Here is a 25,089-nt window from a genome sequence, read left to right on the forward strand (position 1 = left end):
CCGGGCACCCCGGCTCACAACCTGAGATCGAGCAATTCATCGCCCAGATCCCCGTCAGACAAGGTCTGCTGGATCAATGCGCGATGTGCCTGCTCGCTCCAGAGTTCGAATTTGTCGCCCATGCCCAGCAGCACGGCCTTCTTCTCGATGCCGACCGCATTGCGGTGGCTGGCCGGGATGCTCAGACGGCCATTGGCGTCCAGCTCGAGCATTGCGGAAGAACCCACCAGTTTCTGCTGCAGCGTGCGGACCACGCGCTGGGTATTGGGCTTGGACATCACATCGTCACGCACCCGCTCCCACTCCTTTTCCGCATACAGCCACAGGCATCCGGCTTCGAACGGGTTGTACGTCAGCACCAGGCGATTGCCGCTCGCGCGCGTGACCAGGTCGCGGTACGCGGTCGGCACCGCCATACGCCCCTTGTCGTCCACCGTGATGGCAGTCTCGCCCTGAAACACCGAATACAACCTCGAATACCCGCTGGGGGATCATTGAACCACGAAAAACCACAAAACACCTGGTTTTCCCTCCGTTGCCCACCTTAGCAGCGCGTCAAAGGTTGTCAACAACTTTGAAGGCCATAAATCGCCAGTTGCATCAATGAGTTGCAGCACTCTTTAGAGACTTGTTCAAAGGTTATCCACAAGTTGCTGTTTCATCTCAGATTTTGAGATTGAACAAAAATTCAGGGGCGTGAAGGCGATGTAAACCCGACCGCAGTCTCACTTCACACTGCGCCAGCTGCACATGGGCATTGCGCAAACAGGCGACAATCGGCGCCATGTGCCTGGTCGCTCTTGCCTGGAAAACCCACCCGCGTTGGCGTCTGCTGCTGGCGGGCAACCGCGATGAGTTCCACGACCGGCCGACCGCTGCGCTGGCGCGCTGGCCGGCGCCCGCCAATGGCGTACTGGCGGGCCGCGACCTGCGCTCGGGCGGCAGTTGGGTGGGGTTGGGCAGCGACGGGCGCGCCGCAGTGGTGACCAACGTGCGCGACCCGCTCGCCAGCACGTCCGGGCGCTCGCGCGGACATCTCATTGCCGATTACCTGGCCGGCAGCCTGGACGCGGCCGTTTACGCTGGCGACCTGGCAGCGGCCGCGCACGAATTCCCGCCATTCAATCTATTGCTGTGCGACACCGAGCGCTGCGAACACCTCAGCAATCACCCGCCGTTGGCGCGCACGCTGGCGCCCGGCATCCACGGCATGTCCAACGGCCCGCTGGACGCGCGCTGGCCCAAGACCGCTGCACTGACTGCAGCCCTGCAGGACTGGTGCGCCGCAGGTACCGACGACCTGCAACCGCTGTGGACCGCCCTGGGCAACCCCGCCATCGCGCCTGACGCCGCCCTGCCCCACACCGGCGTAGACCTGCCCACCGAACGCCTGCTCTCGGCCGCCTTCATCAACGGACCCAGCTACGGCACCCGCGCCAGCACCATCGTCGCGGTGGACCACCAGGGCAACGGCTTCATCCACGAACGCCGCTTCGGTCCCGCCGGGATCTTCCAGGGCGACACACGGCTGGACATCGTCGGGACGCGTCGACAATGACCGCAACAACCAGCTCACATTGATCGCAGCCAAGGCAAGGCGCCCGGCAAAGCACCCAAGTGCAAGCCCCCTTGAGTCAAGGGGCGCGGCAACAGCCGCGGGGTTCTGGCATGCCCGGAGCGGGGCCCGCGTTTTGTACTGCCGAAGGCGGTACCAAGCGTGGGCATCTTCGAGAAGGGCGAACGCCCAAACGAAGGTGGCGGAGCCGGCCGGTAAGCCGGGTTCTGTCGTGGACAGTCATTCGTCTAGGCGCTACGTCACCGCAACGCTCAAGCAACCTACCCGGATCCAGCGCGGGCCACGCCAATGGATCCCTATTTGGTCTTGCTCCAGGTGGGGTTTGCCGTGCCGGTCCGTTACCGGACTCGCGGTGCGCTCTTACCGCACCATTTCACCCTTACCGGCCCCTCGCCACCCCTCTGCGGCCTCCGAACGCACTTGGCGATGCTGATGCATCGCCGACACGTTTCAGTGGCGGCAGAGGGGTGACGAGGGACGTAGGCGGTATCTTTCTGTTGCACTTTCCGTCGGCTTGCGCCGCCCAGGCGTTACCTGGCACCTCGCCCTATGGAGCCCGGACTTTCCTCGGCACTCTTGCGAGTGACGCGACTGTCTGGCCGACTCCGCCGGGGCGCACTATACGCTATCGCCACCATGCAGAACGGCGTAACGCTGCCAGCCCCGCAATTGCCGGTAGGCCCGCAATTGCCCGTAGGAGCGCACCTGGGCGCGAGAGGCCTTACCGAGAAAAATCCCAGTGCACGTCAACCTGCTCCTGCAACAGCACCTAGCCGCCATACAACGCCTTGCGCGGTGCACCGGTCAGCTCGGCGGCCAGCTTGGCGGCGGTGGACGGCGGCAGGTGTTCGGCCAGCTTGGCGTAGACGCGGCGGCCTTCGGCCAGCTGGCCTTCGGCGGCGTCGGCGGCGCCCTGCACCATCACCACGAACTCGCCCTTGCGCTGGTTGTCGTCGGCTTCGACCCTGGCCTGCAGCTCGGCCAGGGTGCCGTCGAGCACGGTTTCGAACAGCTTGGTCAGCTCGCGGGCGATCACCGCCGGACGCTCGTCGCCGAAGGCGCCGCGCAGGTCGGCCAGCGACTCGACGATGCGGTGCGAGGACTCGTAGAACACCAGGGTGCGGGTTTCGCCGGCCAGGTGCGCCAGGCGCTCGCGGCGGGCGGCGCTCTTGGCCGGCAGAAAGCCCTCGAAGCCGAAGCGGTCGCTGGGCAGGCCGGCCACGCTGAGCGCGGCGATGGCGGCGCAGGCGCCCGGCACCGGGCTGACCCGGATCCCAGCGGCGCGGGCGGCGCGCACCAGCTTGAAGCCGGGGTCGCTGACCAGCGGGGTGCCCGCGTCGCTGACGATGGCCAGCGACTCGCCCTCGCGCAGGCGCGCGACGATGCGCTCGGACATGGCTTCTTCGTTGTGGTCGTGCAGGGCCAGCAGCGGGCGGTCGATGCCGAAATGGCCGAGCAGCTGGCGGGTATGGCGGGTGTCTTCGGCGCAGATCGCGGCCACGCCACGCAGCACCTCCTGCGCACGCGGCGACAGGTCGGCCAGGTTGCCGATCGGCGTGGCGACCACATGCAGGGTTCCAGGGGAGGTCATCGACGGTATTCCGTAGGGCAAAGGGTAGAATCGTAGCGTTTTTAACGATCCGCCCCGGCGGACCCCGTCCAATGGATCTGAAATGAACAAGCGTGTTGCAAGGATCTCCGCCCTGTCGCTGATGGCGATGCTGGCCGCCGGTTGCGCCACCAGCAGCGTGACCCAGACCGCCTCGCCGACCCAGAGCGCGGCGCTGGCGTTGCTGGACCAGGGCAAGCCGCGCGAGGCGGCCCAGCAACTGGAAGCCGAGGCCGCCGGCGCCAGCGGTGCGCAGCGCAGCCGCCTGCTGGCGGCGTCCGCATTCGGCTGGCACGACGCCGGCGATGACGCACGTGCGCGCACGCTGCTGGCGCAGGTCACCCCGCGTCATCTCAGCGGCGAAGACCGCGCCCGCTTCGAGCTACTGACCGGCGAGCTGGCAGTGATCGACAAGCAGGCCGCGCAAGCGTTGCAGGCGCTGGGCGACAGCCCGCAAGGCCTGCCGCAGCCACTGCAGACCCGCTGGCTGCTGGCACGCGCCGCCGCACTGGAAGGCACCGGCGACCTGTTCGGGGCCGCCGCCGACCGCGCACGCGCCGACGCCAGCCTGACCGGCACCCCGCGCAGCGAGAACCAGCGCGCGATCGTGCGCCTGCTCGCCGCGCTCGACGACGCCACGCTGAAGGGCCGCACCGCGGCGCTGCCGGCCGGCGACCCGCTGTACAACTTCGCCGGCCGCGCCTTGATCAGCCGCGGACTGGCGCTGCCGCGCGCGTTCGACCGCGACGCGCAATGGGGCTTTGATACCAGCAAGCGCCCGCCGGCCGAACGCGATGGCTACCGCCCGCCGGTCAAGCTGGGCGTGCTGCTGCCGCTCAGCGGCAGCCTGGCCACCGCCTCGGCACCGGTGCGCGACGGCCTGTTGGCCGGCTACTACGCCGAAACCCGCCGCCGCCCGGAACTGCGCTTCTTCGACACCGCCGGCACCGCCGCCGGCGCCAATGCCGCCTACGACAAAGCGGTGAGCGCCGGGGTCGATTACGTGGTCGGCCCGTTGGGTCGCGACGAGGTCAGCGCCGTGTTCGCACGCGGCCAGCTGGCGGTGCCAGTGCTGGCGCTCAACCGCCCCACCGACAACAAGGCCCCGCCCAGCGGCAGCGCCGGCTTCTCGCTGGCGCCGGAAGACGACGGCATCATGGCTGCCGAATACCTGCTCGCGCGCGAGCGCCGCAACGTGCTGATCGTCGGCACCAGCGACGACAACGGCAAGCGCACCATCAAGGCGTTCCGCGACCGCTTCAGCGAACGCGGCGGCAGCGTGGCCGGCAGCATCAGCGTGGCCGAGGTGCCGGGCGACATCGGTGCACAGCTGCGTAACTATGGTGCTGCCGATGCAGTGTTCCTGGCGGTGCGTGGCAACACCGCGCGCGCGCTGGCACCGCAACTGGCCTTGAGCGGATTCGCCGGCAAGTCGCGCGTGGGCACCTCGCAGCTGGTGGCCGGCACCGGCAAGGTCGAGGACGACCTGGCCCTGGACGGCATCATCTACCCGAGCGAAACCTGGACCGCGCTGGGCGTGTCCGGCCTGCCGGCCTCCACCCAGGTCGCCAGCACGCTACCCAGCGCACGCGGACCGGGCGCACGCCTGTTCGCGTTCGGCTACGACGCCTGGAAGATCAGCGCGTACCTGGAAAAGCTCGCCACCGGCACCGACGGCGGCCTGCGCGGCGCCACCGGCACGCTGCATCTGGATGGCTTCGGCAACGTGCTGCGCACCCCGGCCTGGTCCACGTTCAACGGTGGCCGCCCGGTGCCGATCGCCGACGGCCGTTGACGCCATGCCGGCAACGCGCCAGCAGCGTGGTGCGGCGGTGGAAGCGGCCGCACGCGCGCTGCTGGAGCAGGCCGGGCTGCGGCTGGTGGTGGGCAATGCCAACTACCGCGGCGGCGAACTGGATCTGGTGATGCGCGACGGGCAGGCGCTGGTGTTCGTGGAAGTGCGTTATCGCCGCGACAACCGCTTCGGCGGCGGGGCGGCATCTGTGGATGCGCGCAAGCGCCGCAAACTGGTGCTGGCCGCGCAACTGTTTCTTGCCTATCACCCGGCGCTGGCAACCTTGCCGTGCCGCTTCGATGTGGTGGAAGCCAGCGGCGAGCCGCCGGTGCTGAACTGGATCCGCGACGCCTTCCGCGCCGACGATTGCTGATAACGACCCACGCGCGATGCCCACCATCATCACCCATGCCGCGGTGCCGCTGGCGCTCTGGTGCGCCAGTGAACGCGGCCGCGTATCGCCGCGCCTGCTCGGTGCCGGCATCGTCGCGGCGATGCTGCCGGATGCCGACGTGCTGGCGTTCGCGTTGCATGTTCCGTATGCGGATGCGTTCGGCCATCGCGGTGCCAGCCACTCGTTGCTGTTCGCCGGGCTGAGCGCGCTGCTGGGTGGGGTTGCGCATCGGCTGTTGCGTGCGGACGCGCTGCAGGCAGCCGCATTCTTGTTCGTCTGCACCGCATCGCATCCGCTGCTGGATGCGATGACCTCCGGCGGACTGGGCGTTGCGCTGACCTGGCCATGGAGCGAGGCGCGCTGGTTCGCGCCGTGGCGGCCGATCCGCGTGTCGCCCTTGGCCAACGGTTTCTTCAATGCGCGCGGCCTTGCCACGCTGCTCTCCGAGCTGCGCTGGGTCTGGCTGCCGCTCACCGTCGCGGTGCTGGGATGGACATGCATCCAGCGCGCGGCACCACAGGATCACCCGTCATGACCGATGTGCTTCCCACTGCCCTGGCCGCGTTGCTGGCCGCGCGGCTTGGCCCCGATGGCTGGTTGACCGGCGACGACGCGCGGCGCCGCTATGGCGAGGACGATTCGCGCCGCTGGGCGTTGCCCGCCGCCGTCGCCTTGCCGGGCGATACCGAGGATGTGGTGGCGATCGTGCAGGCCTGCCGCGCGCATGGCGTGCCGATCGTCGCGCGCGGCGCCGGCACCGGCACCACCGGTGCGGCGGTGCCGTTTTCCGGCGGCGTGGTGATGTCGATGGCACGCATGCATCGCATCCTTGCGCTGCGTCCGGCCGATCGCTGCGCCATCGTGCAACCGGGCCTGCTCAACGGCCACTTGCAGCAGGCCTTGCAGCCGCATGGCCTGTTCTGGCCGCCGGATCCGTCCAGCGCGGACATCTGCAGCGTCGGCGGCAACCTGGCCACCAATGCCGGCGGCCCGCGCGCGGTGAAATATGGCGCCACCCGCGACAACGTGCTCGGCCTGGTCGCTGTGACCGGCACCGGCGAGGTGATCCGCTGCGGCGGCGCGTACACGAAAAATTCCACCGGCTACGACCTGACGCATCTGCTGGTCGGCAGCGAAGGCACCCTGGCGATCATCGTCGAAGCGACCCTGAAGCTGACGCCGCGCGCGGTCGCACAAGCCGGCGTGCGCGCGCTGTATCGCGATGCGGCCAGCGCCGCGGCGGCGGTGTCGCGCATCATGGCGCAACCGACCACGCCGACGATGCTGGAATTCATGGATGCCAGTGCGATCGCATTACTGCGCCGCAACGGCAGCGATGTGCCCGAGGCCGGCGCGATGCTGCTGATCGAAGCCGATGGCGATCACGACACCCTGCCCTACGCATTGCAGGCCTTGCACGATGCCGCCGATGGCGAGGGCGTGGTGAGCCTGGACGTGGCCGCCGATGGCAGCGCGCGCTACAGGTTGTGGGCTGCGCGGCGTGCGCTGTCGCCGGCATTGCGCACGATCAAGCCGGGCAAGATCAACGAGGACGTGGTGGTGCCGGTCTCGCGCATCCCCGAACTGGTGGCCGGCGTGGAAGCGCTTGCCGCCGAGTTCGCGTTGCCGATTGTGGCCTTCGGCCATGCCGGCAACGGCAACCTGCACGTCAACATCATGTACGACCCGGCCGATGCCGACGAAGACGCGCGCGCACATGCCGCATTGCCGCGCCTGTTTGCACTGGTGCTGGCGCTGGAAGGCACGCTCTCCGGCGAGCACGGCATCGGCGTGGCCAAGCGCGATTTCATGGCCCAGGCCTTCAGCGCACCGACCCTGGCGGCGATGCGCGCGATCAAGGCCGCGCTGGATCCGGACGGAATCCTGAATCCGGGCAAGGTACTGCCACCGTTCTAGTGGCGTGGTCGCCTCAACGCGTCACCCCGATAAAGCGCAAACCCACGCCCGGTTCGGTGACGATGTAATGCGGGTCGGCGGCATCGTCGTGCAGTTTCTGGCGCAGCTTGCCGACCAGGATGCGCAGGTAATGGGTGTCTTCCTCGTGGGTGGGGCCCCACACCTCGCGCAGCAATTGCGGCTGGGTGACCACGCGGCCGGCGTGCTTGAGCAACAGCGCGAGCAAGGCATATTCCTTGCGGCTCAAGGGCACCGCCTCGCCATCGAGCGTGACCTCGCGCAGGCCCAGGTGGATATGCAGGCGGCCGTCGTTAAACACGCTCTCTTCCACCGTGCTGCCGGCGCCGGCCTGGCGCAGCAGCGCGCGGATGCGCGCCATCAGTTCCTGCACGCCGAACGGCTTGGTGACGTAGTCGTTGGCGCCGGCATCGAGCGCGGCGACCTTTTCGGTTTCGCCGGCGCGCACGGTAAGCATGATCACCGGCACGTTGGACCACTGGCGGATCTCGCCCAGCACCTCGTGGCCGTCGCGATCGGGCAGGCCGATGTCCAGCACCACCAGGTCGGCGCCCTGCCCGGCCAGCGTGGCCAGGCCGTCCTCGGCAGTGCCGGCCTGCAGCACGCGATAGCCCTGCGCACGCAGGCTGATGTCGAGAAAGCGGCGGATCTGCGGCTCGTCGTCGACGATCAACACGCGGGCAGGAGGGATGGCAGTGGGGTCAGTCGGCATCGGGGCGAGGTGGCGCGGCGGGAACCAGCAGCGGCAGCGTAATGCGGATCGTGGTGCCGTGACCATCGGCGCCGGCCAGTGCCTCCACGCTGCCGCCATGGGCGCCGATCATGCCCTGGCAGATGGTCAGGCCCAGCCCGGTGCCGTGACGGCCGCGGTCGCCACGCTCCACGCTGTAGAACATGTCGAAAATGCGCGCGCGCTCGTCCTCGGGAATGCCGGGGCCCTGGTCGCCGATATCGATCTGCAGGGCGCCGGCCTGCAGCCGCGCCTGCACGGTCACCGCAACTCCTGGTGGCGAAAATTTCGCCGCATTCTCCAGCACGTTGAAGATGGCCTGTTCCACCAGTGCCGGGTGCACCCAGATCGCCGGCAGGTCGGCGGCCAGATCCAGTTGCAGGCGCACCGCCGGCTGGTAGCGCTGCAGCCGCCGCGTGGCCGAGCCAATGAGCTCGTCCACGCCGATCCAGTCGCGCTTCAAGGTCAGCCCGGTGTGGCCGAGCCGGGTCATGTCGAGCAGGTTCTGGATGTAGCGATCCAGCCGCTCGCCTTCGAGCTGGATGGTGTCGAGCAGGCTGTGGCGGTCCTGTGCGTCCATCGCATCGCCGTAGCTGGCCAGGCTGCTGGCCGAGCCGATCATCGAGGCCAGCGGCGAGCGCAGATCGTGCGAGACCGACGACAGCAAGGCCGAGCGCAGGCGCTCGGTTTCGCCACTGACGCGCGCGCCTTCCAGATCGGCGACCAGGCGCGTGCGCAGCGCTGCCTGGCCGATGTCTTCCACCATCGCTTCGGCCAGCCGACGCTCTTCCAGACCGGGCCGCTGCACGCTCTGACGAAAGCGCAGCGCGGCCACTCCCAGGCTGCCGCGTTCGTGCCGCACCGGCAGGCACCACCACTGCGCGCCGGCCAGCGTATCGGTGAAGCGGCCGGCCGGCTGCGCGTGGCGCTGGGTCCAGTCCGCCGCGCTGCGATCGAGTGCGCCGAAGCTGGCCGGTGCATCGCTCTCGCGTTGCTCCAGACGCAACCAGGCCTCGGCATCCAGTGCCGTGGCCAGGGCGCGACGGCCGGCTTCCAGCACCTGCCCCAGATCGGCGGCAGTGCTGAGCTCGCGGGCCAGCGTCTGCAGCGCGTTGGCATGCGCATTGGCGGCGCGCAAGGCCAGCACCTGGCTGCGCAGGCGCGAGGCCAGACGGCCGGCGACCAGCGCGGCGATCAGGAACAGGCACACCGTCACCACGCCCTGACGCGCGCTGATGTGCAGGGTGAAGCGAGGTTCGATGAAGAAGAAGTTGTAGGCGACAAAGCTCAGCAGCGCGGCGATCACCGCGGCGGCCATGCGCGTGCGCGAGGCCACCAGCACCACCGCGACAATGAACACCATCGACAGATCGTCGATGTCGGTCCAGCGCTGGATCACCCACGCCACCGCGACCGCGGCCGCCGCGGCGATCGCCGCGAAGGCCAGGTCGTCGCGCTGCAACCACTGGCGCGGATTGCGCCAACGCTGGCGTGCGCGTGCGCGTGCACGCGCATCGGCGGAGCTGACGATGACCAGTTCGTAATGCGCGCCGCGCTGCAGCAGTTGCTGGGTCAGCGTGCGGTTGAACATGCGCGCCAGCGGGCGTTCGCGCGTGCGCCCCAGCACCAGCGTGGAGACACCGTTTTGCGCAGCGAAATCCAGCAATGCCTCGGCGACGTTGGCGCCGTGCAGCAGCGCGGTATCGCCCCCCAGGCGGCGTGCCAGTGCGAACGCGCGGTCGATCTCCAGCTGCCAGGCGGCGTCGGCCACGGTGCGCGTCTGCACGGTGACCACCGTCCATGGGGCATCGCGTCGTTCGGACAACCGCCGCGCCACCCGCACCAGATAATCCGAGCTGCCACGGCCATCGATGGCCACCACCACGCGGCGACGCAAGGCGGCGGTGCCGGGCAAACCGCGTGCGGCCTGGGTGTCGCGCAGGTCGCTGTCGACGCGGTCGGCCGCGGTCTGCATCGCCAGTTCGCGCAGCGCGGTGAGGTTGGAAGGCGAAAAGAACGCCTGCAAGGCCTGTGTCGCCTGCTCGGGCAGATACACCTTGCCCTGCTGCAGGCGCTCGATCAGTTCGCGCGGTGGCAGGTCCACCAGCACGATGTCGCGCAGACGGTCAAATACCGCATCGGGCACGGTTTCGGACACGCGCACGCCGGTGATGCGCAGCACGATGTCGTTGAGGCTTTCCAGGTGCTGGATGTTGACCGTGGTGTAGACATCGATGCCGGCATCGAGCAGCTCGACGATGTCCTGCCAGCGCCGCTCGTGCCGGCTGCCCGGCACGTTGCGATGGGCCAGCTCGTCGATCAGGGCCAGCTTCGGCTTGCGCGCCAGCAACGCATCCAGGTCGAGTTCTTCCAGCTCCCGGCCCTGGTAGCCGATGCGGGTGCGCGGCAGCAGCGGCAGGCCGTCCAGCAGTGCGGCGGTTTCGCTACGGCCATGGGTTTCCACCACCCCGGCCACCACGTCCATGCCCTGGCGCAGGCGCTCGCGCGCCCGCGACAGCATGGCGTAGGTCTTGCCCACCCCGGGCGCTGCGCCCAGAAACACGGTCAGGCGCCCGCCATGTTCGCGCTGCAGTTCGCCGATCAGCGCGTCGGCTTGTTGGGTGCGGGCGTCAATCATCGGGAATGGGGAATGGGGAATGGGGAATGGGGAATCGCAAAGCCTACAGCTGCCCGATGATCCTAGTGCTTTTGCTTCACCCCATTCCCGATTCCCGACTCCCCATTCCCGGCGCGCTCCAGCGCCAGGTTCAGCGCCAGCACATTCACCCGCGGCTGCCCGAGCAGGCCGAACTGTGGTTGTTCGGTGGCGGCCTGTACCAACGCGGCCACGCGCTGTTCCGGCCAGCCGCGCGCGGCGGCGACGCGGCGCACCTGGACCTGTGCGCCGGCCGGGCTCAGGTGCGGGTCCAGGCCACTGCCGGACTGGGTGATCAGCTCAGCGGGAACCGCCTCCGGTGCGATGCCGTCGCGTGCCGCCACCTCGGCGCGCGTGGCGGCGATGCGGGTTTGCAGGTCGGGATTGGAACGCGCCTGGTTGCTGCCGGCGGCCGCGGCCGGGTCGTACTTGGCCGCCGAGGGACGTGGCTGGAAATAGCGCACATCGGCAAACGGCTGCGCCACCAGGGCCGAGCCGACCACGCGCGCATCATCGCGCAGCAGCGAACCGTGCGCCTGCACCGGGAACAGCGCACCGGTGATGCCGGTGGCGACCAGCGAGTAGCTCAGGCCCAGACCCAGCAGGATGAACAACGCCAGCATCACGGCCCCGCGCAGGGCGCCGTCGTCACGCAACGGCTGCGACATGGATGTGCCGGTTCTCGAAGAAATCGTCATGACTCAGTTCCCTAAAGTGGCGACAAGCGCCAGGTCGATCACCTTGATGGCGGCAAACGGCAGCAACACGCCACCCACGCCGTACATCACCATGTTCCGGCGCAGCAAGGCCGTGGCGCTGGAGGGGCGAAAGCGCACGCCACGCAACGCCAGCGGAATCAATGCCGGAATGATCAGCGCATTGAAGATCAACGCCGCCAGCACCGCATGCCGCGGGTTGGACAAGTGCATCACGTTGAGTGCGGCCATCGACGGAATCGCCGCGGCAAACAGCGCCGGCAGGATCGCGAAATACTTGGACACGTCGTTGGCCAACGAAAACGTGGTCAACGCACCGCGCGTGATCAGCTGCTGCTTGCCCACTTCGACCACCGCCAGCAGTTTGGCCGGATCCGAATCCAGATCGACCATGTTGCCGGCCTCCTTGGCCGCCTGCGTGCCGGAGTTCATCGCCAGGCCCACATCGGCCTGGGCAAGCGCCGGTGCATCGTTGGTGCCGTCGCCGACCATCGCCACCAGCCGCCCGCCGGCCTGCTCGGCGCGGATGCGGGCCAGCTTGTCTTCCGGGCGCGCCTGGGCGATGTAATCGTCCACGCCGGCTTCGGCGGCAATCGCGGCCGCCGTGAGCGGGTTGTCGCCGGTGATCATCACCGTCTTGATGCCCATCGCACGCAGCTGCGCGAACTTTTCCTTGATGCCTTGCTTGACCACATCGCTCAGCTCGACCACACCGAGCACATGCCGGCCTTCGGCCACCACCAGCGGGGTGGCGCCGCCGCGCGCGACTTCTTCGATGCGGCCGTTCAACTCCGGCGACACCGTGGCGCCCTGCGCCTGCACATAGGCCACGATCGCATCGCCGGCACCCTTGCGGATGCTGCGCCCGGCCAGATCCACGCCGGACATGCGGGTTTGCGCGGTAAAGGCGATGAAATGCACGCCCTCCGGCTCGATGGCCACCGCGCCCTGCTGGCGTGCCAGCTTGACGATGGACTTGCCTTCCGGCGTCGGGTCGGCCAGCGAGGCCAGCATTGCCGCATCGCGCAGCTGCGCACGGTCGATGCCGGCCAGCGGATGGAACGCGGTGGCCTGCCGGTCGCCGTAGGTGATGGTGCCAGTCTTGTCGAGCAACAGCACGTCCACGTCGCCGGCCACTTCCACCGCCTTGCCGGATTTGGCCAGCACATTGGCCGACAGCGCGCGGTTCATGCCGGCAATGCCGATCGCCGGCAACAACCCGCCGATGGTGGTCGGGATCAGGCACACCAGCAGCGCGATCAGCAACAGCGGATCCAGCGTAACGCCGACAAAACCCGCAATCGCCGGCAGCGCGGCCACCACGATCAGGAAGGTCAGCGTCATCGCCGCCAGCAACAAAGTGAGCGCGATCTCGTTCGGCGTCTTCTGCCGGTTGGCGCCTTCCACCAAGGCGATCATGCGATCCAGAAAGCTGTGCCCCGGCTCGGCGGTGACCTTGAACACGATCTCGTCGGAGAGCACGCGCGTTCCGCCGATCACGCCACTGCGATCGGTACCGGCCTCGCGTAGCACCGGTGCCGATTCGCCGGTGACCGCCGCTTCGTTGATCGTTGCAACGCCGCGCACGATCTCGCCATCGGCGGGGACGAATTCGCCTTCGGACACCATCACGTAGTCGCCCGGGCGCAGTTCCGCCGCCGGCACGCGGGTCTGGCGGCCGCCGAGTGCGGTTTCCACCCGGCGGGCAACCAGATCCTTGCGCGCACGGCGCAGCGATGCGGCCTGCCCACGCCCGCGTGCTTCGGCGATGGCCTCGGCGAAATTGCCGAACAGCACGGTGACGAACAGGATCGCCGTCACCGACCAGCCGAACCCCGCGTTGCCATGTCCGCTGGCGGTGATCACCGCTGCCAGCAGCGTGCCGCCCATCACCACCGCCATCACCGGGCTGCGCAGCAGATGCCGCGGCGCCAACTTGCGGAAGGCCGCGCGCATCGCCGCCACCAGCACGGCGGCGTCGAATAACGCCGCGTCACCGCGCGCGCGTTTTTCAGTCGTATCGATCGTAGACATTGCTCAAACTCTCAGGACGCCGCCAGGGCGAGGTGTTCAGCGATAGGACCCAGCACCAGTGCCGGCATGAACTGCAGCACGGTGAGCACCAGCACGATCGCCATCAGGGTCAGCGCGAAGGTTGGCGTTTCGACCTGCAGGCTGCCGGCCGATTCCGGCGCGCGCCGCTTCACTGCCATGCGCGCGGCCACCATCAGCGGCAGGATCAGCGCGGGATAGCGCCCCAGTGCCAGCACCGCCGAGCAACTCAGGTTCCACCAGGACGTCGCATCGCCCAGGCCTTCGAAACCCGAACCATTGTTGGCAAAGGCCGAGGTGTACTCGTAGAACACCTGGCTGATGCCGTGGAAGCCGGGGTTGGAATTGGCCGTAAATGCCGGCACCGCCAGCGCCACTGCGGTGAATCCCAACACCACCAACGGCTGCAGCAGGATCAACAGCGCAAGCAACTGCACCTCGCGCGCTTCGATCTTGCGGCCGAACAATTCCGGCGTGCGCCCGGTCATCAAACCGGCCAGGAACACGCTCAACAGCAGATACACCACGAACTGCTGCAAGCCACAGCCGATGCCGCCCCAGATTGCGTTGATCAGCATGTCCACCAGGGTGACCAGGCCGCTCAACGGCGCCAGCGAATCGTGCATCGCATTGACCGAACCGTTGGAGGTCTGTGTGGTCAGGGCCGCCCACAACGCCGAGGCATCCGCACCGACACGCACCTCCTTGCCTTCCATCGAGGCAGGCGAGCCGGCGCTGGCCGAATGCGCTTCGGACCACAGCAACAGCGCGGTGGACGCGGCCGACATCGTCAACATGGTGCCGAAGACCAGTGCGGTGAGACGCCTGCGCCCGGTCAGGTAGCCGACCATGAACACCACGCTCATCGGCAACAGCACCAGCGCCAGCGTCTCCAGCAGATTGCTCAGCGGCGTGGGATTTTCCAGCGCCACCGAACTGTTGGGGCCGTACCAGCCACCGCCATTGGTGCCGAGCTGCTTGACCGCGACCATCGCTGCCACCGGCCCGACCGGAATGGTCTGCTCGGGCATGCCGGCGCTGCTGTCCAACGGTGTGGCGGTGGCCGCACCCTGCAGCGTGGAGGGCACGCCCTGCCAGCCGAGCAGCACGGTCCACAGCAGGCACAGCGGCAGCAACACACGCATGCTGGCGCGGATCACATCCGCCCAGTAATTGCCGACGTCTGCCTCGGGCAGTGCCTCCAACCCGGAAGCCGACGGCTGCCGTCCCGGGCGCGGCATGACGATCTCCGGCTCGTCCGGCCCGGCCACCGGTTGTTTAGCGCTCGCGGTCGCATTGGATGCCGGCAAGGCGTCGGACACAGTGGCGACGGCTCGCCCACCGAACAATGCGCGCAAGGTCGCCACCGCCAATGCCAGGCCCATCATCGGCGTCACCACCTGCAGGCCGACGATGCCGGTCATCTGCGCCAGATACGACAGCTGCGCCTGGCCCGAGTAGTGCTGCTGATTGGTGTTGGTGACGAACGACACCATGGTGTGCAGCGCCGTGTCCCAGCGCATGTTCGGGATGGCGTCCGGGTTGAACGGCAGCCACGCCTGGGTCATGAACACCGCCCAAGTCAGCAGGCCGACAACCAGGTTGCTGAGCAAGAACGCCACCGCATACCCACGCCACGACATGCCCTGCTGCGGGCGGGTGCCGAGCAACGCATACAACGGCCGTTCGATCCAGCCGAACAGGACATCGCCACGCATCGGGGCGCCGCGCATCACCGCTGCCAGGTAGCGGCCCAGGGGCCAGGCCAGCACGATGGCCAGCGCGTAGACAAGGAGAGTTTCAATCATTGGAGCGCACTCGCATCAGAAGTCTTCCGGGCGCAGGACCACGTACAGCAGGTACGCGGCGGCAACGAGTACGGCCACGCCGCACAACAGGGACAACCAGGCAGGCATGTCGGCTACTCCCCGAGACGCGCGCGACGCGGCGCGATGGATGCGATATGCGACGGCGCATGCAGGGTCTGCAGGCCGACAAGGCAAAGCGCTGCCGCACCGCGCGCGCAGCGGCGATGGAGCAGACAGGTCAAGGGATGCATCGGGATCGTCCACGGCGGAACCGCTCCGCCAACCTGCGCAGTGTCTGCCCGGGCTGCGTAAAGTCGCTATGGACCTGCGACAGCCGCCGCGTAAATTCCGCATAAATGCTGGGTGGCGACGGTCTTCAGTCACGTCTCCACGCTATGCAGCCGTTTCCGGGCAACTTCGGCCTCTAGTCCCAACTCAGGACGACCAGGTTTTGAGTCAGGGCGTTATGAGGTCGGAGCAAAGCCTCGTTGGTCGAGGGCGCGGTGCCCTCACCACTTCCGGGACACGCCGTGCATCCGTCCATGGAAGCCCCTTGGCGGCATCCATGCCGCCAAGGGTCCCGCAACCGGCAAGGTCACCGCACCAGGATTTGCTGAGGTTGCTTTATCGAAAGCCTGCTGATTGCTTGGCTCGTCTTGGCAAATGATTGGCCATGCTGCAAACGATGCATGCCGCGCCTTGCTTACCCGTGCGCACCGACCATCTGGACTGGTCCTTGCCCGCCCACCGTCGCGGGACCTTACGCGGCATGGATGCCGCGTAAGAGCCTACACGGACGTACTTGCGGCGTGTCCTGCGAGGGTGGGCGGGCAAGGGCCCTGCAGCCAAGCCGCAGAGTAGCCGCTCTACAACTGATCTAGCCGCGCGACCTCATCCCTAATACACAAGGAGACAAAGACAACCGGGATTCCGAGTTGCAGCCTCGCTCACCAGATGCCGTCAAAACCTGGGCAGGCGAGCGCACAGCGCCCTCCCCGCTCGCGAAACAAGCCGTGACTCCGCAGCTGGAGGCTCCCACGTGTCCCCACCTGTCGACGGAGCGATCACCGCCGCTGCACTAACGTACCGGCGTCATCCATCAGAGTCCTTGCACATGCCTGTCAGCTACTCGATCAGCCTGCCCGACCCCAAGCTCGCCCGCGGCGGCGATGCGAGCGTGAGCTTCAGTGCCCATGGCGCCGAGGCCTTTGCCGAACAGTTGCAGGCCGCCCTACGTGATCCGGCCTGGTTCGATCGCTGGCGCCAGCTGCAGGCCGACCCGGACGCGGTGGACCCCAGCCTGGGCGTGACCGATCCATCGGCCACGGTTACCGGCAAGCAGGGCGACCTGCGTGTGGACCTGGTCGCCACCACCAGCATCCCCGGCGACCTGCTCAAGCAGCGCATGCAGGCCCTGGCCGGGCACCACTGGGAACTGCGCGACGTGCGTTGAGTTCTACGGCCGCCGCGTGCACTGCGCGGCGGCAACTTCGCTCAGGTCGGTGCGCTGTCTGTTATGCGCCGCGGCCAGCGCCATTTCAGATTCACCGCCAGCGTGCCCACCACGATCAGCGTCAGGCCCAGCCACTGCACCGGCACCAATGCGTGACCGTAGAGCAGATAGTCCAGCAGTAGCGTCACCAGCGGATACACGAACGCCAGCACCGCAATCGTGGCCACATGCAGATGGCGATAGGACGAATAGAACAGCACATAGACGATACCGCTGTGGATCACGCCCAGGCCCGCCAGCCACAGCCAGTGCAGGCCCGGATGCAACGCCGCACTGCTGGAAAACCCGGCCAGCAGGAACGTGCCGACCCAGCACTGCACAGTCACCACCGCCAGCGGCCGCTCGCGGCTGATACGGCGCGACATCAGCAGCGACGCACCGCATAGCAGCGCCGCCAACAGCGTGAGCGCGATGCCGATCAGATAGCCACGGTCGGCCGCCTGCCACAACCGCGCCGGGTTTGCCGAGCAGGCCACGCCGACGAATGCCAGCAACGTCCAGCCCAGATCGGCACGCCGCGTGCGCTCGCCCTGCAACAGCGCGGCCAGCAGCAACATCACGAACGGAAACACGTGGTAGACCATGGTCGCCACGCCGATCGACGAGCGCGCCATGCCGGCGAACAACGCCACCCAATTCAACACCAGCAGCACGCCGCTGATGATGGCATCGCGCAACAGCGCACGCTCGCGCCATAGCCCTCGCAGCTGTCCACCGACCAAGCCGCATACGGTAAGAAACAGCGCCCCGAACAGGCAGCGATAGAACACCGCCGTCACCGGATCCTGGCCGCTTTCGTGGACGAACACCCCAACCGAACCGATCAGCACTTCGGCAACCAGCAGTTGCCAGATCGCGCGGCGCCCGGCGCCGGCCGATGTCGCTTGCACGGGCAATGGAATACTCATAGCGCAATGGTTCCCTGCAGATATTGGACAGCGCTGCCACGCACGTAGACATGCTGCGGCTCGACCCGGCACTGCAGTTCGCCGCCACGCGCGGAGGCCTGCCACGCGATGAGCTGCGTCTTGCCCAGCCGCTGCGCCCATAGCGGTGCAAGCGCGGCATGAATCGATCCGGTGACCGGGTCTTCGCTACCGCCGTTGGACGGCCAGAAATAGCGGGAAACAAAATCATGCTCTTGGCCTGCCGCGGTGACCGCCACATCGCGCGGCGCCAGTGCCAGCATCCGGCCCAGATCCGGCGTTACCGCACGCACCTGTGCCTGGTCGGCGTAGACGGCGATGTACGCCTGCGCGTTCGCGTAGACAGCCTGCGGCGCGATCGACAACGACTCAGACAACGCTTGCGGCACCATCTGCACCAGGGACGGCAACTGGTTGGGGAAGCGCAGCTCGAAGCTGCGCTCGTCCACCCTGGCAACGGCGATCTCACCGACAGCCGGCGCACGCAAGCGCAGCGGAAATGCCGCGTGCTGGTACGTCGCGATCACGAATGCACTGGCCAAGGTCGCATGCCCGCAGAAGCCGACCTCCTTCATTGGAGAAAACCAGCGGATGTCGAACACGCCGCTGTCGTCGCGAACGAAGAAGGCGGTCTCCGAAAGATTGTGTTCGCTGGCGATGGCCTGCATCACCGGCTCCGGCAGCCAGGCCTGCAACGGCACCACGGCTGCCGGATTGCCCTTGAAACGCACCGTGGTGAACGCATCGACGATAAACACGGGAAGCAGCACGGCCAACCTCACAGAAGGAATCCATACCTGGCGTACTCGCCGGGCACGCCCAGTCTGCAACGTGCTACACGACCATGACAGATTCAGATACGCTGCAAATAGACCAATACAGATGGAAGGCACCCGCCAATGCTCCTGTACGAATCGCTGGCCACGCAGCTGCGGCAGCAGATCGAAGGCGGCACCTTGCGTGCCGGCGAGCGCCTGCCCTCGATCCGGCAACTGGCCGCCAACCATGGCATCAGCACTGCCACCGCAGTGCAGGCCTGCCTGCAACTCGAACGCGAAGGGCGCGTGCAAGCGCGCCCGCGCTCCGGCTACTTCGTGCGCAGTACGATCTCTGCGTTGCCGGCCGCAGCCCCCGCCACACGTCGGCGCAAACCCGGCGTGGTCGACAACCCGGCCTTGCAGCGCGTGCTCGACACCTTGGCGCGTACTGACCTGGTGCCGCTGCACACTGCCACGCCCGCGCCTGCGCTATTGCCCACCGCGCAACTGGCCGCAGCCCTGTCGCGGCAGTTGCGTCGCCAGCGCACGGCTGCGTTGGATTACGCGCCGCCGCAAGGCCACGCCGCACTGCGCCGCCAGATCGCACAGCGTTATGCCCACTGCGCAACCAGCGTCGACGCGGAAGAAGTGGTGATCACTGCCGGCGCGATGGAAGCGATCAGCCTGGCGCTGCGCACGCTTACCGCACCAGGCGATGTGGTGCTGGTGGAAACGCCCACGTATCACGGCATCTTGCAGGCGGTGGCTGCGTTGCGGCTCAAAGTGCTGGAAGTACCCAACCGTCCCGGTCACGGTATCGATATCGCGCGTCTGGATGTGCTACTGCAGCGCACGCCGGTGCGTGCGGCAGTGCTGGTCCCCAACTTCAACAATCCAAACGGCAGTCTCACTTCCGACAGCGCCAAACGCGCGTTGCTCGACAGCTGCGCACGCCATGGCGCCGTGGTGATCGAAGACGATATCTACGGCGAACTGGATTGGTCGGGCCAACGTCCCCGTCCGCTGCGCCATTTCGATATCCACGCCAACGTGATTACCTGCGGCTCGTTCTCCAAGGTGCTCTCGCCCGGCCTGCGGGTGGGATGGTTGCTCGGTGGCGACTGGACCGACGCCCTGGTGCGCGCCAAGTACTTTTCCACCGTCGGCAGCGCCAGCCTGCCGCAACTGGCAATGGCCGATTATCTGGCGCAACACGATCTGGAACGGCATCTGCGCAAGCTGCGCCGCACCCTGGCCGACAATGGGCAGCGGCTGCGCGATGCGCTCGTGCGGTATTGGCCGGAGGGCACGCGCGTGGGCGACCCGGCAGGTGGGTTATCGCTGTGGCTGCAGTTACCCGACGGCGGTAGCGGCCAAGCCTTGTTCGAGGCCGCACTGGCAGAACGCATCGGCACCTCGCCCGGTCATCTGTACTCCAGCCGTGGCGACTACGCAGATCACCTGCGACTGACCTGCGGCCAGCCGTGGAGCGACACGCTGGAACGTGCGATGCGGCGATTGGGCAAGCTTGCGGCGCAGGTGGTGCGTTAGTTTCGTTGCAGGCATCAACTTCGTGTTGCCAATTGCGCCTGCTGGACAAGGGGAACGGCGCCTACATCGCAGCGGCCCTGGCATCCCACTGCCGCCGATCGACACCGCGGATCAGCAGCCACAGACAGAACGTCGTTTCGCCCACCAGAACCGGCAGCAGAACCCCGGGATTGATCAGCCGTGCGAACGCAGGCGCCAGCAGTTCGGCGAGCGAAGCCACCAGATAACTGATCCCGGCCAGCAACATCAATCCACCCACGAACCTGGGGAAATAGCGCGATCGCCAGATCAGCGTGCCGCTGACCAGGCAGGCGGCGCCGAAGAAGAGCAAAGCGATGTTGAAACCGAGGTCATGGCCCAGCAATGCCAGCGCGACCAGCGAAAGGGCCTGACCAGGGTCGGCCGCCGAAGAGCCGCCGGACGCCAGGGGCAGTACCATCAGCTGGAACAGTTTGCTGACCGCCTCTACCGAAAGCGACGCAAGGTTCAATAACACAAACAACAGCGCCAGGCCTCTTCCAGCAGGCCGCAGCAGCATGTATTCGATCCACAGCTGCACCACCGCAAGCAGCGGCACCACCAGATTTGCGGCCAGCCCCAGCGTCCACAGCTGCGCATGCTGCACGATGGCGTGGATCGTGGCCCGGGCATCGCCCGGCACGATCAAGGAGTTCGCCACGTAGCCTTCAGCCAGACCGCCGAGAACGATGACGGCGAGATAGAGCGCGCCTGCAACTCGCGCATAGAACTGCGGGCGAGCCTGAATGTCGTACGCCATGGAATGTCCCGTCTTTTTGCGTTGTGGGCGAGGCAGGACGGCAGTCACCGCCAGCGGTCACCGGGCATACGGATGAACATCGACGCGACGTAGCGCCACGGGATCACGATCGGAAAGACCACGACCAACAGGCAGGCCGACAACGTGGACCACGTGCCGGCATCCATCCGATCAAGCAGCAACCGAGGCGTGGCGACCATACCCAGCCAGATCAGCTTCCATGCAATCTCGAACAGCAGCAGCGGCAGCAGCTTCAGCGGATAGCGAAGCCCGAGCAATGCCAGCAACCCCATCGCTCCCAGCATGCACTGCACCACACCCTCCATCAGTTCCCAGCTGCCGTGTCGCAGCACAATGTCTGGCCAGACCTGTACGCCCAGACCAACCACGAGCAACAGATAGCCGGCGCGCAGGCCGTACAACCGCCAAAGCGGCACGGTGTCCGGCACGCACCCGGGCGTGGTGGAGACGGAGGCGCCGCTGGCGACGGTCGCGGTCGCCGTCATTCGACGTCCTTGAGAATTCTTTCGATACCCTCCAGGCGGATGCGCATGTCGTTCAACGCAGTCTGCGTTTTCTCGGCCAGCTCGCGGTAGGCCTGATTGTGATCGAGTTGCGCCTTGGCCTGTCGGATCGCGGCGAAGTAGCGCATCCCGAAAACCAGCAGGATCGTGCTCAGCGGCAGGCAGATCGTCAAAAGATACAAATGCTCCGACAAGGCCGTCTCCTATTTTTCTGTCTTGTCGGTCAGCGACATCGCCGCTTCCGCAATGACCGAAGGTGAAAGTTCCAAGCGAAAGGCGCTGACCTCGAAGTAGTTGAGCGCTTTTCCGTCCTGTGACAACTCAAGTTGACTGGTCACCAGACCCGCAGCTTCGAGCTTGTTCAAATGCAGATGCAACAACGGACGACTGATCCCGATCTCACGCGCCAGACTGCTGATGTAGTTGCGGCCACCGGTTTCCAGCGCCGCGACGATCCTGAGTCGATGCGGATTATCTAGCGCCGAAAGAATCTCCAGCAATCGATCCCCTGTCGTTTGCCCCCCCCTTTTCATGCGTAAGAAATATCTGACAGGTGGCGGCGTGTCAAGCGCTGCGGACAAACGTTGCACAAGCGCATTGCTGGAGTGTGGGTCGGCAACCGGCGTTATCAGGCCATTGCGGCAAGCAGGCACAGTCTGCGCACCATCGGCGCGCGTCTTGTAGCGCCCGCGCCGCAGACGCACCCGACCGGACCATCAACCACGCAACGCCGCAGCATGGTGCGCGATATGTTCGCCGATAAAACTGGCAATGAAGTAATAGCTATGGTCGTAACCGGGCTGCATCCGCACCGTGACCGGATAACCGGCAGCCTTGGCAGCCTCTTCGAAGAGCGCGGTTTTCAGCTGGTTTTCGAGAAATTCGTCGCCATCGCCCTGATCGACCAACAGCGGCAGGCGCTCCTGTGCCTGGGCGATCAACGCAGTGGCGTCGTACGCTTGCCACGCTGCGCGATCGGGCCCCAGATACTGGCCGAACGCCTTCTCGCCCCACGGCACCTGGCTTGGCGCGACGATGGGCGAGAATGCCGACACGCTGCGATAGCGGCCCGGATTCTTCAAGGCGATGGTCAAGGCGCCATGGCCGCCCATCGAATGGCCGCTGATCGCACGCGCGCCGGTGGTGGCGACGTGCGCTTCGATCAATGCCGGCAATTCGTTCACCACATAGTCGTACATGCGGTAGTGCGCCGCCCATGGCTGCTCGGTGGCATCGACATAGAAGCCGGCGCCTTTACCGATGTCATAGCCGTCCGCGTCAGCCACATCGTCGCCACGCGGGCTGGTGTCGGGCGCGACGAGGATCACGCCATGCTCGGCCGCGTAGCGCTGCGCGCCGGCCTTGCCGATGAAATTCTGTTCGGTGCAGGTCAGCCCGCTCAGCCAATACAGCACCGGCAACGGACCATCGGCGGCCTGCGGTGGCAGATAGACGCCGACCTGCATGCTGCAGTTCAAGCTCTGCGACTGATGCCGGTAGACGTCTTGCCAGCCGCCGAAGCAGGCGTGGTGTTCGATACGTTCCATGGGATTCCTTCGGTAGAAACCTGCGGCCGGCAGGCGTGCCGGCCGCAGGATGGGGCGATCAGTGCAGCAAGCCCTTCTTGCGTGCCACATTGGCAGCCAGTGCATCCATCAATCCCGGCGACAGGCAGTCGTACGGGGTCAGGCCGAGCTCATTGAGGCGCGCGCGTATGCCATCCATGTCGTCCGGCGACGTGCCGGTTTCGATGATGGAGGACACGAACGCCGCAAAGCCCGGCGGCGACCAGCCTGGCTGCTGCGACAACTCGGTATGGATGAAGTCCAGACCGTAAAACGCGTGATCCTTGTTTTCGATGCGACCGAACATATGCACGCCGCAGCCAGTGCACGCGTGCCGCTGGATCGCCGCGCTTTCGTCGACGATCTTGAGCTTCTCCGCATGCGCGGTCACCGTGACCTTGTCGCGTGGCACCACTGCAATCACCGAAAACGTTGCGCCTTCCGGCTTCCAGCATTTACTGCAGCCGCAGGCGTGGTTGTGCGCGGTCTGCGCACCCACCTCCACGGTGACCTTGTCGCTGGCGCAGTGGCATTCAAGGGTTCCGCCTTGAAAACCTTCTGCACCGCCACGCGCTATACCGCTGTCTACCGAAGGATGAATCGAGACGCTGGTCATCATGCCCCTCCCGGAGTATCGGGTACCACGTGCGCGGAAGCGGCCGCGCGCCGATCCTGGCCGTACGGTCAGAAATGAATCACGGTGCGGATCGACTTGCCTTCATGCATCAGGTGGAAGGCCTCGTTGATCTCTTCCAGCGGCATGGTATGGGTGATGAACGGATCGAGATCGATCTCGCCCTTCATCGATTGCTCCACCATGCCCGGCAACTGGGTCCGTCCCTTGACTCCGCCGAAGGCCGAGCCGCGCCACACGCGGCCGGTCACCAGCTGGAACGGACGGGTGCTGATTTCCTGGCCGGCGCCGGCCACGCCGATGATGACGCTCTCGCCCCAGCCCTTGTGGCAACACTCCAGCGCCGAACGCATCACGTTGACGTTGCCGATGCACTCGAAGCTGAAGTCCACGCCGCCATCGGTCAGCTCGACGATGACTTCCTGGATGGGCTTGTCGTAGTCCTTGGGGTTGATGCAATCAGTGGCGCCCATGCTGCGCGCCAGATCGAACTTGCCCGGGTTGGTGTCGATGGCCAGGATGCGCCCGGCCTTGGCCTGCACCGCGCCCTGGATCACCGCCAGCCCGATGCCGCCCAGGCCGAACACCGCCACGCTTTCGCCCGACTTGACCTTGGCGGTGTTGTGTACCGCGCCGATGCCGGTGGTGACGCCGCAACCGAGCAGGCAGACCTTTTCCAGCGGCGCTTGCGGGTTCACCACGGCCAGCGAGATCTCCGGCACCACGGTGTATTCGCTGAAGGTGCTGCAGCCCATGTAGTGGTAGATCGGTTCGCCGTTATAGGAAAAGCGCGTGGTGCCGTCGGGCATCAAGCCCTTGCCCTGGGTGGCGCGCACGGCCTGGCAGAGATTGGTCTTGCCGGACAGGCAGAATTTGCACTTGCGGCATTCGGCGGTGTACAGCGGGATCACGTGGTCGCCGACCTTGACGCTGGTCACGCCCTCGCCGACCTGCTCGACAATGCCGCCGCCCTCATGGCCCAGCACGGACGGGAAGATGCCTTCCGGATCGTCGCCAGACAAGGTGAACGCGTCGGTATGGCACACACCGGTGTGGGTGATGCGGACCAGCACCTCGCCCGCCTTCGGCGGTGCGACGTCGATCTCGACGATTTCCAGCGGCTTGCCGGGACCGAATGCAACTGCTGCACGGGATTTCATGTGATGGCGCTCCTGACGATGAGGTTCGAGGACGGGCACGGCATGCGCCGACCCGGTGGGAGTTCATTTGAGATAGGACCGGACCAGCCCGAGCAGCTCCTGCACCCGCTCGGCGCGCTGCGCATCGGAGGCGGCGGCATGACCGAAGTCTTCGCGGATATGCGCTTCGAGCACCTGCGACATCAGCCCATTGACGGCACCCCGGATCGCGGCGATCTGCTGCAGCACGGGCGCACAGTCTGCGCCCGCCTCCAGCGCGCGCTCGAGCGCGTCGCATTGCCCGCGCAGGCGTCGCACGCGCGCTAGCGCCCGCTTTTTTTCCTGCGGCGAGTGGGGCATGACAGCTCCGGCGGAATACTGGGGGGCAGTATATGGACTTGCCGGGAAAAAGCCATGCCCAGGAAAGCAG

General features: G+C 66.7%; 25 protein-coding genes and 1 other RNA gene. 7 read left to right on the top strand and 19 right to left on the bottom strand.

Features of this window, described 5'->3' with window-relative positions:
• Window positions 1-14 precede the first annotated feature (14 nt).
• Window positions 15-470 (bottom strand): division/cell wall cluster transcriptional repressor MraZ, encoded by a 456-nt coding sequence (mraZ, locus tag FHT08_RS09980; RefSeq protein ID WP_104538522.1) that lies wholly within the window; start codon window positions 468-470, stop codon window positions 15-17.
• Between the two features lie 314 nt (window positions 471-784).
• Between mraZ and FHT08_RS09985 the strand changes: the two genes are divergently transcribed.
• Entirely contained in the window at window positions 785-1,558 is a 774-nt protein-coding gene (locus FHT08_RS09985) for an NRDE family protein (RefSeq protein WP_166774996.1), read from the top strand.
• A gap of 197 nt (window positions 1,559-1,755) precedes the next feature.
• Here the strand turns inward: FHT08_RS09985 and rnpB are convergent.
• Window positions 1,756-2,183, bottom strand: an RNA gene (rnpB, locus tag FHT08_RS09990) — RNase P RNA component class A.
• Between the two features lie 162 nt (window positions 2,184-2,345).
• Window positions 2,346-3,167 (bottom strand): 16S rRNA (cytidine(1402)-2'-O)-methyltransferase, encoded by an 822-nt coding sequence (rsmI, locus tag FHT08_RS09995; RefSeq protein WP_039523544.1) that lies wholly within the window; start codon window positions 3,165-3,167, stop codon window positions 2,346-2,348.
• 82 nt (window positions 3,168-3,249) lie between these two features.
• Here rsmI and FHT08_RS10000 point away from each other — a divergent pair, with 82 nt between their 5' ends.
• From FHT08_RS10000 to FHT08_RS10015, 4 genes are read left to right on the top strand one after another with little or no spacing between them, the layout of a single operon-like run.
• Window positions 3,250-4,980, top strand: coding sequence for a penicillin-binding protein activator (locus FHT08_RS10000; protein WP_104538524.1), 1,731 nt, complete (start codon window positions 3,250-3,252; stop codon window positions 4,978-4,980).
• Between the two features lie 4 nt (window positions 4,981-4,984).
• Window positions 4,985-5,353 (top strand): YraN family protein, encoded by a 369-nt coding sequence (locus FHT08_RS10005; RefSeq protein ID WP_104538525.1) that lies wholly within the window; start codon window positions 4,985-4,987, stop codon window positions 5,351-5,353.
• A gap of 16 nt (window positions 5,354-5,369) precedes the next feature.
• The gene (locus tag FHT08_RS10010) at window positions 5,370-5,909 is read left to right on the top strand and encodes a metal-dependent hydrolase (RefSeq protein ID WP_104606776.1); all 540 of its coding nucleotides are present in this window, start codon (window positions 5,370-5,372) and stop codon (window positions 5,907-5,909) included.
• Window positions 5,906-7,291: an FAD-linked oxidase C-terminal domain-containing protein gene (locus tag FHT08_RS10015; protein ID WP_166774997.1), complete on the top strand. Its 1,386-nt coding sequence runs from the start codon at window positions 5,906-5,908 to the stop codon at window positions 7,289-7,291. The genes FHT08_RS10010 and FHT08_RS10015 overlap by 4 nt, the downstream gene beginning before the upstream one ends.
• A gap of 13 nt (window positions 7,292-7,304) precedes the next feature.
• Here the strand turns inward: FHT08_RS10015 and FHT08_RS10020 are convergent, their stop codons facing one another.
• From FHT08_RS10020 to FHT08_RS10045, 6 genes are all read right to left on the bottom strand, one after another.
• Window positions 7,305-8,021 (bottom strand): response regulator transcription factor, encoded by a 717-nt coding sequence (locus FHT08_RS10020; RefSeq protein WP_166774998.1) that lies wholly within the window; start codon window positions 8,019-8,021, stop codon window positions 7,305-7,307.
• Window positions 8,011-10,677 carry a sensor histidine kinase KdpD gene (locus FHT08_RS10025; protein WP_104606779.1) on the bottom strand — a complete coding sequence of 889 codons (2,667 nt, stop codon included), beginning with the start codon at window positions 10,675-10,677 and terminating at the stop codon, window positions 8,011-8,013. The genes FHT08_RS10020 and FHT08_RS10025 overlap by 11 nt, the downstream gene beginning before the upstream one ends.
• Window positions 10,678-10,739: 62 nt before the next feature.
• On the bottom strand, window positions 10,740-11,393 hold the full coding sequence (kdpC, locus tag FHT08_RS10030; RefSeq protein ID WP_047130174.1) for a potassium-transporting ATPase subunit KdpC: 654 nt from the start codon (window positions 11,391-11,393) through the stop codon (window positions 10,740-10,742).
• Window positions 11,394-11,396: 3 nt separating this feature from the next.
• Window positions 11,397-13,445, bottom strand: coding sequence for a potassium-transporting ATPase subunit KdpB (gene kdpB, locus FHT08_RS10035; protein WP_166774999.1), 2,049 nt, complete (start codon window positions 13,443-13,445; stop codon window positions 11,397-11,399).
• Between the two features lie 11 nt (window positions 13,446-13,456).
• Complete coding sequence (gene kdpA / locus FHT08_RS10040) at window positions 13,457-15,271, bottom strand: potassium-transporting ATPase subunit KdpA (RefSeq protein WP_166775000.1); 1,815 nt, start codon at window positions 15,269-15,271, stop codon at window positions 13,457-13,459.
• A 15-nt stretch (window positions 15,272-15,286) separates the two neighbouring features.
• On the bottom strand, window positions 15,287-15,379 hold the full coding sequence (locus tag FHT08_RS10045; RefSeq protein WP_006452907.1) for a potassium-transporting ATPase subunit F: 93 nt from the start codon (window positions 15,377-15,379) through the stop codon (window positions 15,287-15,289).
• A 1,006-nt stretch (window positions 15,380-16,385) separates the two neighbouring features.
• Here FHT08_RS10045 and FHT08_RS10050 point away from each other — a divergent pair.
• Window positions 16,386-16,724 (top strand): hypothetical protein, encoded by a 339-nt coding sequence (locus FHT08_RS10050; RefSeq protein WP_039509881.1) that lies wholly within the window; start codon window positions 16,386-16,388, stop codon window positions 16,722-16,724.
• A 41-nt stretch (window positions 16,725-16,765) separates the two neighbouring features.
• Here the strand turns inward: FHT08_RS10050 and FHT08_RS10055 are convergent, their stop codons facing one another.
• Entirely contained in the window at window positions 16,766-17,692 is a 927-nt protein-coding gene (locus FHT08_RS10055; protein ID WP_047130177.1) for a DMT family transporter, read from the bottom strand.
• Complete coding sequence (locus FHT08_RS10060; RefSeq protein ID WP_166775444.1) at window positions 17,689-18,480, bottom strand: PhzF family phenazine biosynthesis protein; 792 nt, start codon at window positions 18,478-18,480, stop codon at window positions 17,689-17,691. Before FHT08_RS10060 ends, FHT08_RS10055 begins: the two co-directional genes overlap by 4 nt.
• A gap of 129 nt (window positions 18,481-18,609) precedes the next feature.
• Between FHT08_RS10060 and FHT08_RS10065 the strand changes: the two genes are divergently transcribed.
• Window positions 18,610-20,019 carry a PLP-dependent aminotransferase family protein gene (locus FHT08_RS10065; RefSeq protein WP_047130178.1) on the top strand — a complete coding sequence of 470 codons (1,410 nt, stop codon included), beginning with the start codon at window positions 18,610-18,612 and terminating at the stop codon, window positions 20,017-20,019.
• A 61-nt stretch (window positions 20,020-20,080) separates the two neighbouring features.
• Here FHT08_RS10065 and FHT08_RS10070 read toward each other — a convergent pair whose 3' ends face one another.
• From FHT08_RS10070 to frmR, 8 genes are all read right to left on the bottom strand, one after another.
• Window positions 20,081-20,797 carry a DUF4386 domain-containing protein gene (locus tag FHT08_RS10070; protein ID WP_166775001.1) on the bottom strand — a complete coding sequence of 239 codons (717 nt, stop codon included), beginning with the start codon at window positions 20,795-20,797 and terminating at the stop codon, window positions 20,081-20,083.
• A gap of 44 nt (window positions 20,798-20,841) precedes the next feature.
• The gene (locus FHT08_RS10075; RefSeq protein ID WP_208408957.1) at window positions 20,842-21,303 is read right to left on the bottom strand and encodes a hypothetical protein; all 462 of its coding nucleotides are present in this window, start codon (window positions 21,301-21,303) and stop codon (window positions 20,842-20,844) included.
• Window positions 21,300-21,515, bottom strand: coding sequence for a hypothetical protein (locus FHT08_RS10080; protein WP_146096362.1), 216 nt, complete (start codon window positions 21,513-21,515; stop codon window positions 21,300-21,302). Before FHT08_RS10080 ends, FHT08_RS10075 begins: the two co-directional genes overlap by 4 nt.
• 9 nt (window positions 21,516-21,524) lie before the next feature.
• Window positions 21,525-21,821 (bottom strand): helix-turn-helix domain-containing protein, encoded by a 297-nt coding sequence (locus tag FHT08_RS10085; protein ID WP_243849001.1) that lies wholly within the window; start codon window positions 21,819-21,821, stop codon window positions 21,525-21,527.
• Window positions 21,822-22,037: 216 nt separating this feature from the next.
• Window positions 22,038-22,868, bottom strand: coding sequence for an S-formylglutathione hydrolase (gene fghA / locus FHT08_RS10090; protein ID WP_166775002.1), 831 nt, complete (start codon window positions 22,866-22,868; stop codon window positions 22,038-22,040).
• Window positions 22,869-22,926: 58 nt separating this feature from the next.
• Entirely contained in the window at window positions 22,927-23,502 is a 576-nt protein-coding gene (gene gfa / locus FHT08_RS10095) for an S-(hydroxymethyl)glutathione synthase (protein ID WP_166775003.1), read from the bottom strand.
• Between the two features lie 68 nt (window positions 23,503-23,570).
• A complete protein-coding gene (locus FHT08_RS10100; RefSeq protein ID WP_166775004.1) occupies window positions 23,571-24,680 on the bottom strand; it encodes an S-(hydroxymethyl)glutathione dehydrogenase/class III alcohol dehydrogenase in 1,110 nt (369 codons plus the stop codon).
• 63 nt (window positions 24,681-24,743) lie between these two features.
• The gene (gene frmR, locus FHT08_RS10105; protein ID WP_016902624.1) at window positions 24,744-25,019 is read right to left on the bottom strand and encodes a formaldehyde-responsive transcriptional repressor FrmR; all 276 of its coding nucleotides are present in this window, start codon (window positions 25,017-25,019) and stop codon (window positions 24,744-24,746) included.
• Between the last annotated feature and the right edge of the window lie 70 nt (window positions 25,020-25,089).

This window comes from Xanthomonas sp. CFBP 8151, from assembly GCF_011761885.1.
Classification (GTDB): domain Bacteria; phylum Pseudomonadota; class Gammaproteobacteria; order Xanthomonadales; family Xanthomonadaceae; genus Xanthomonas; species Xanthomonas arboricola_B.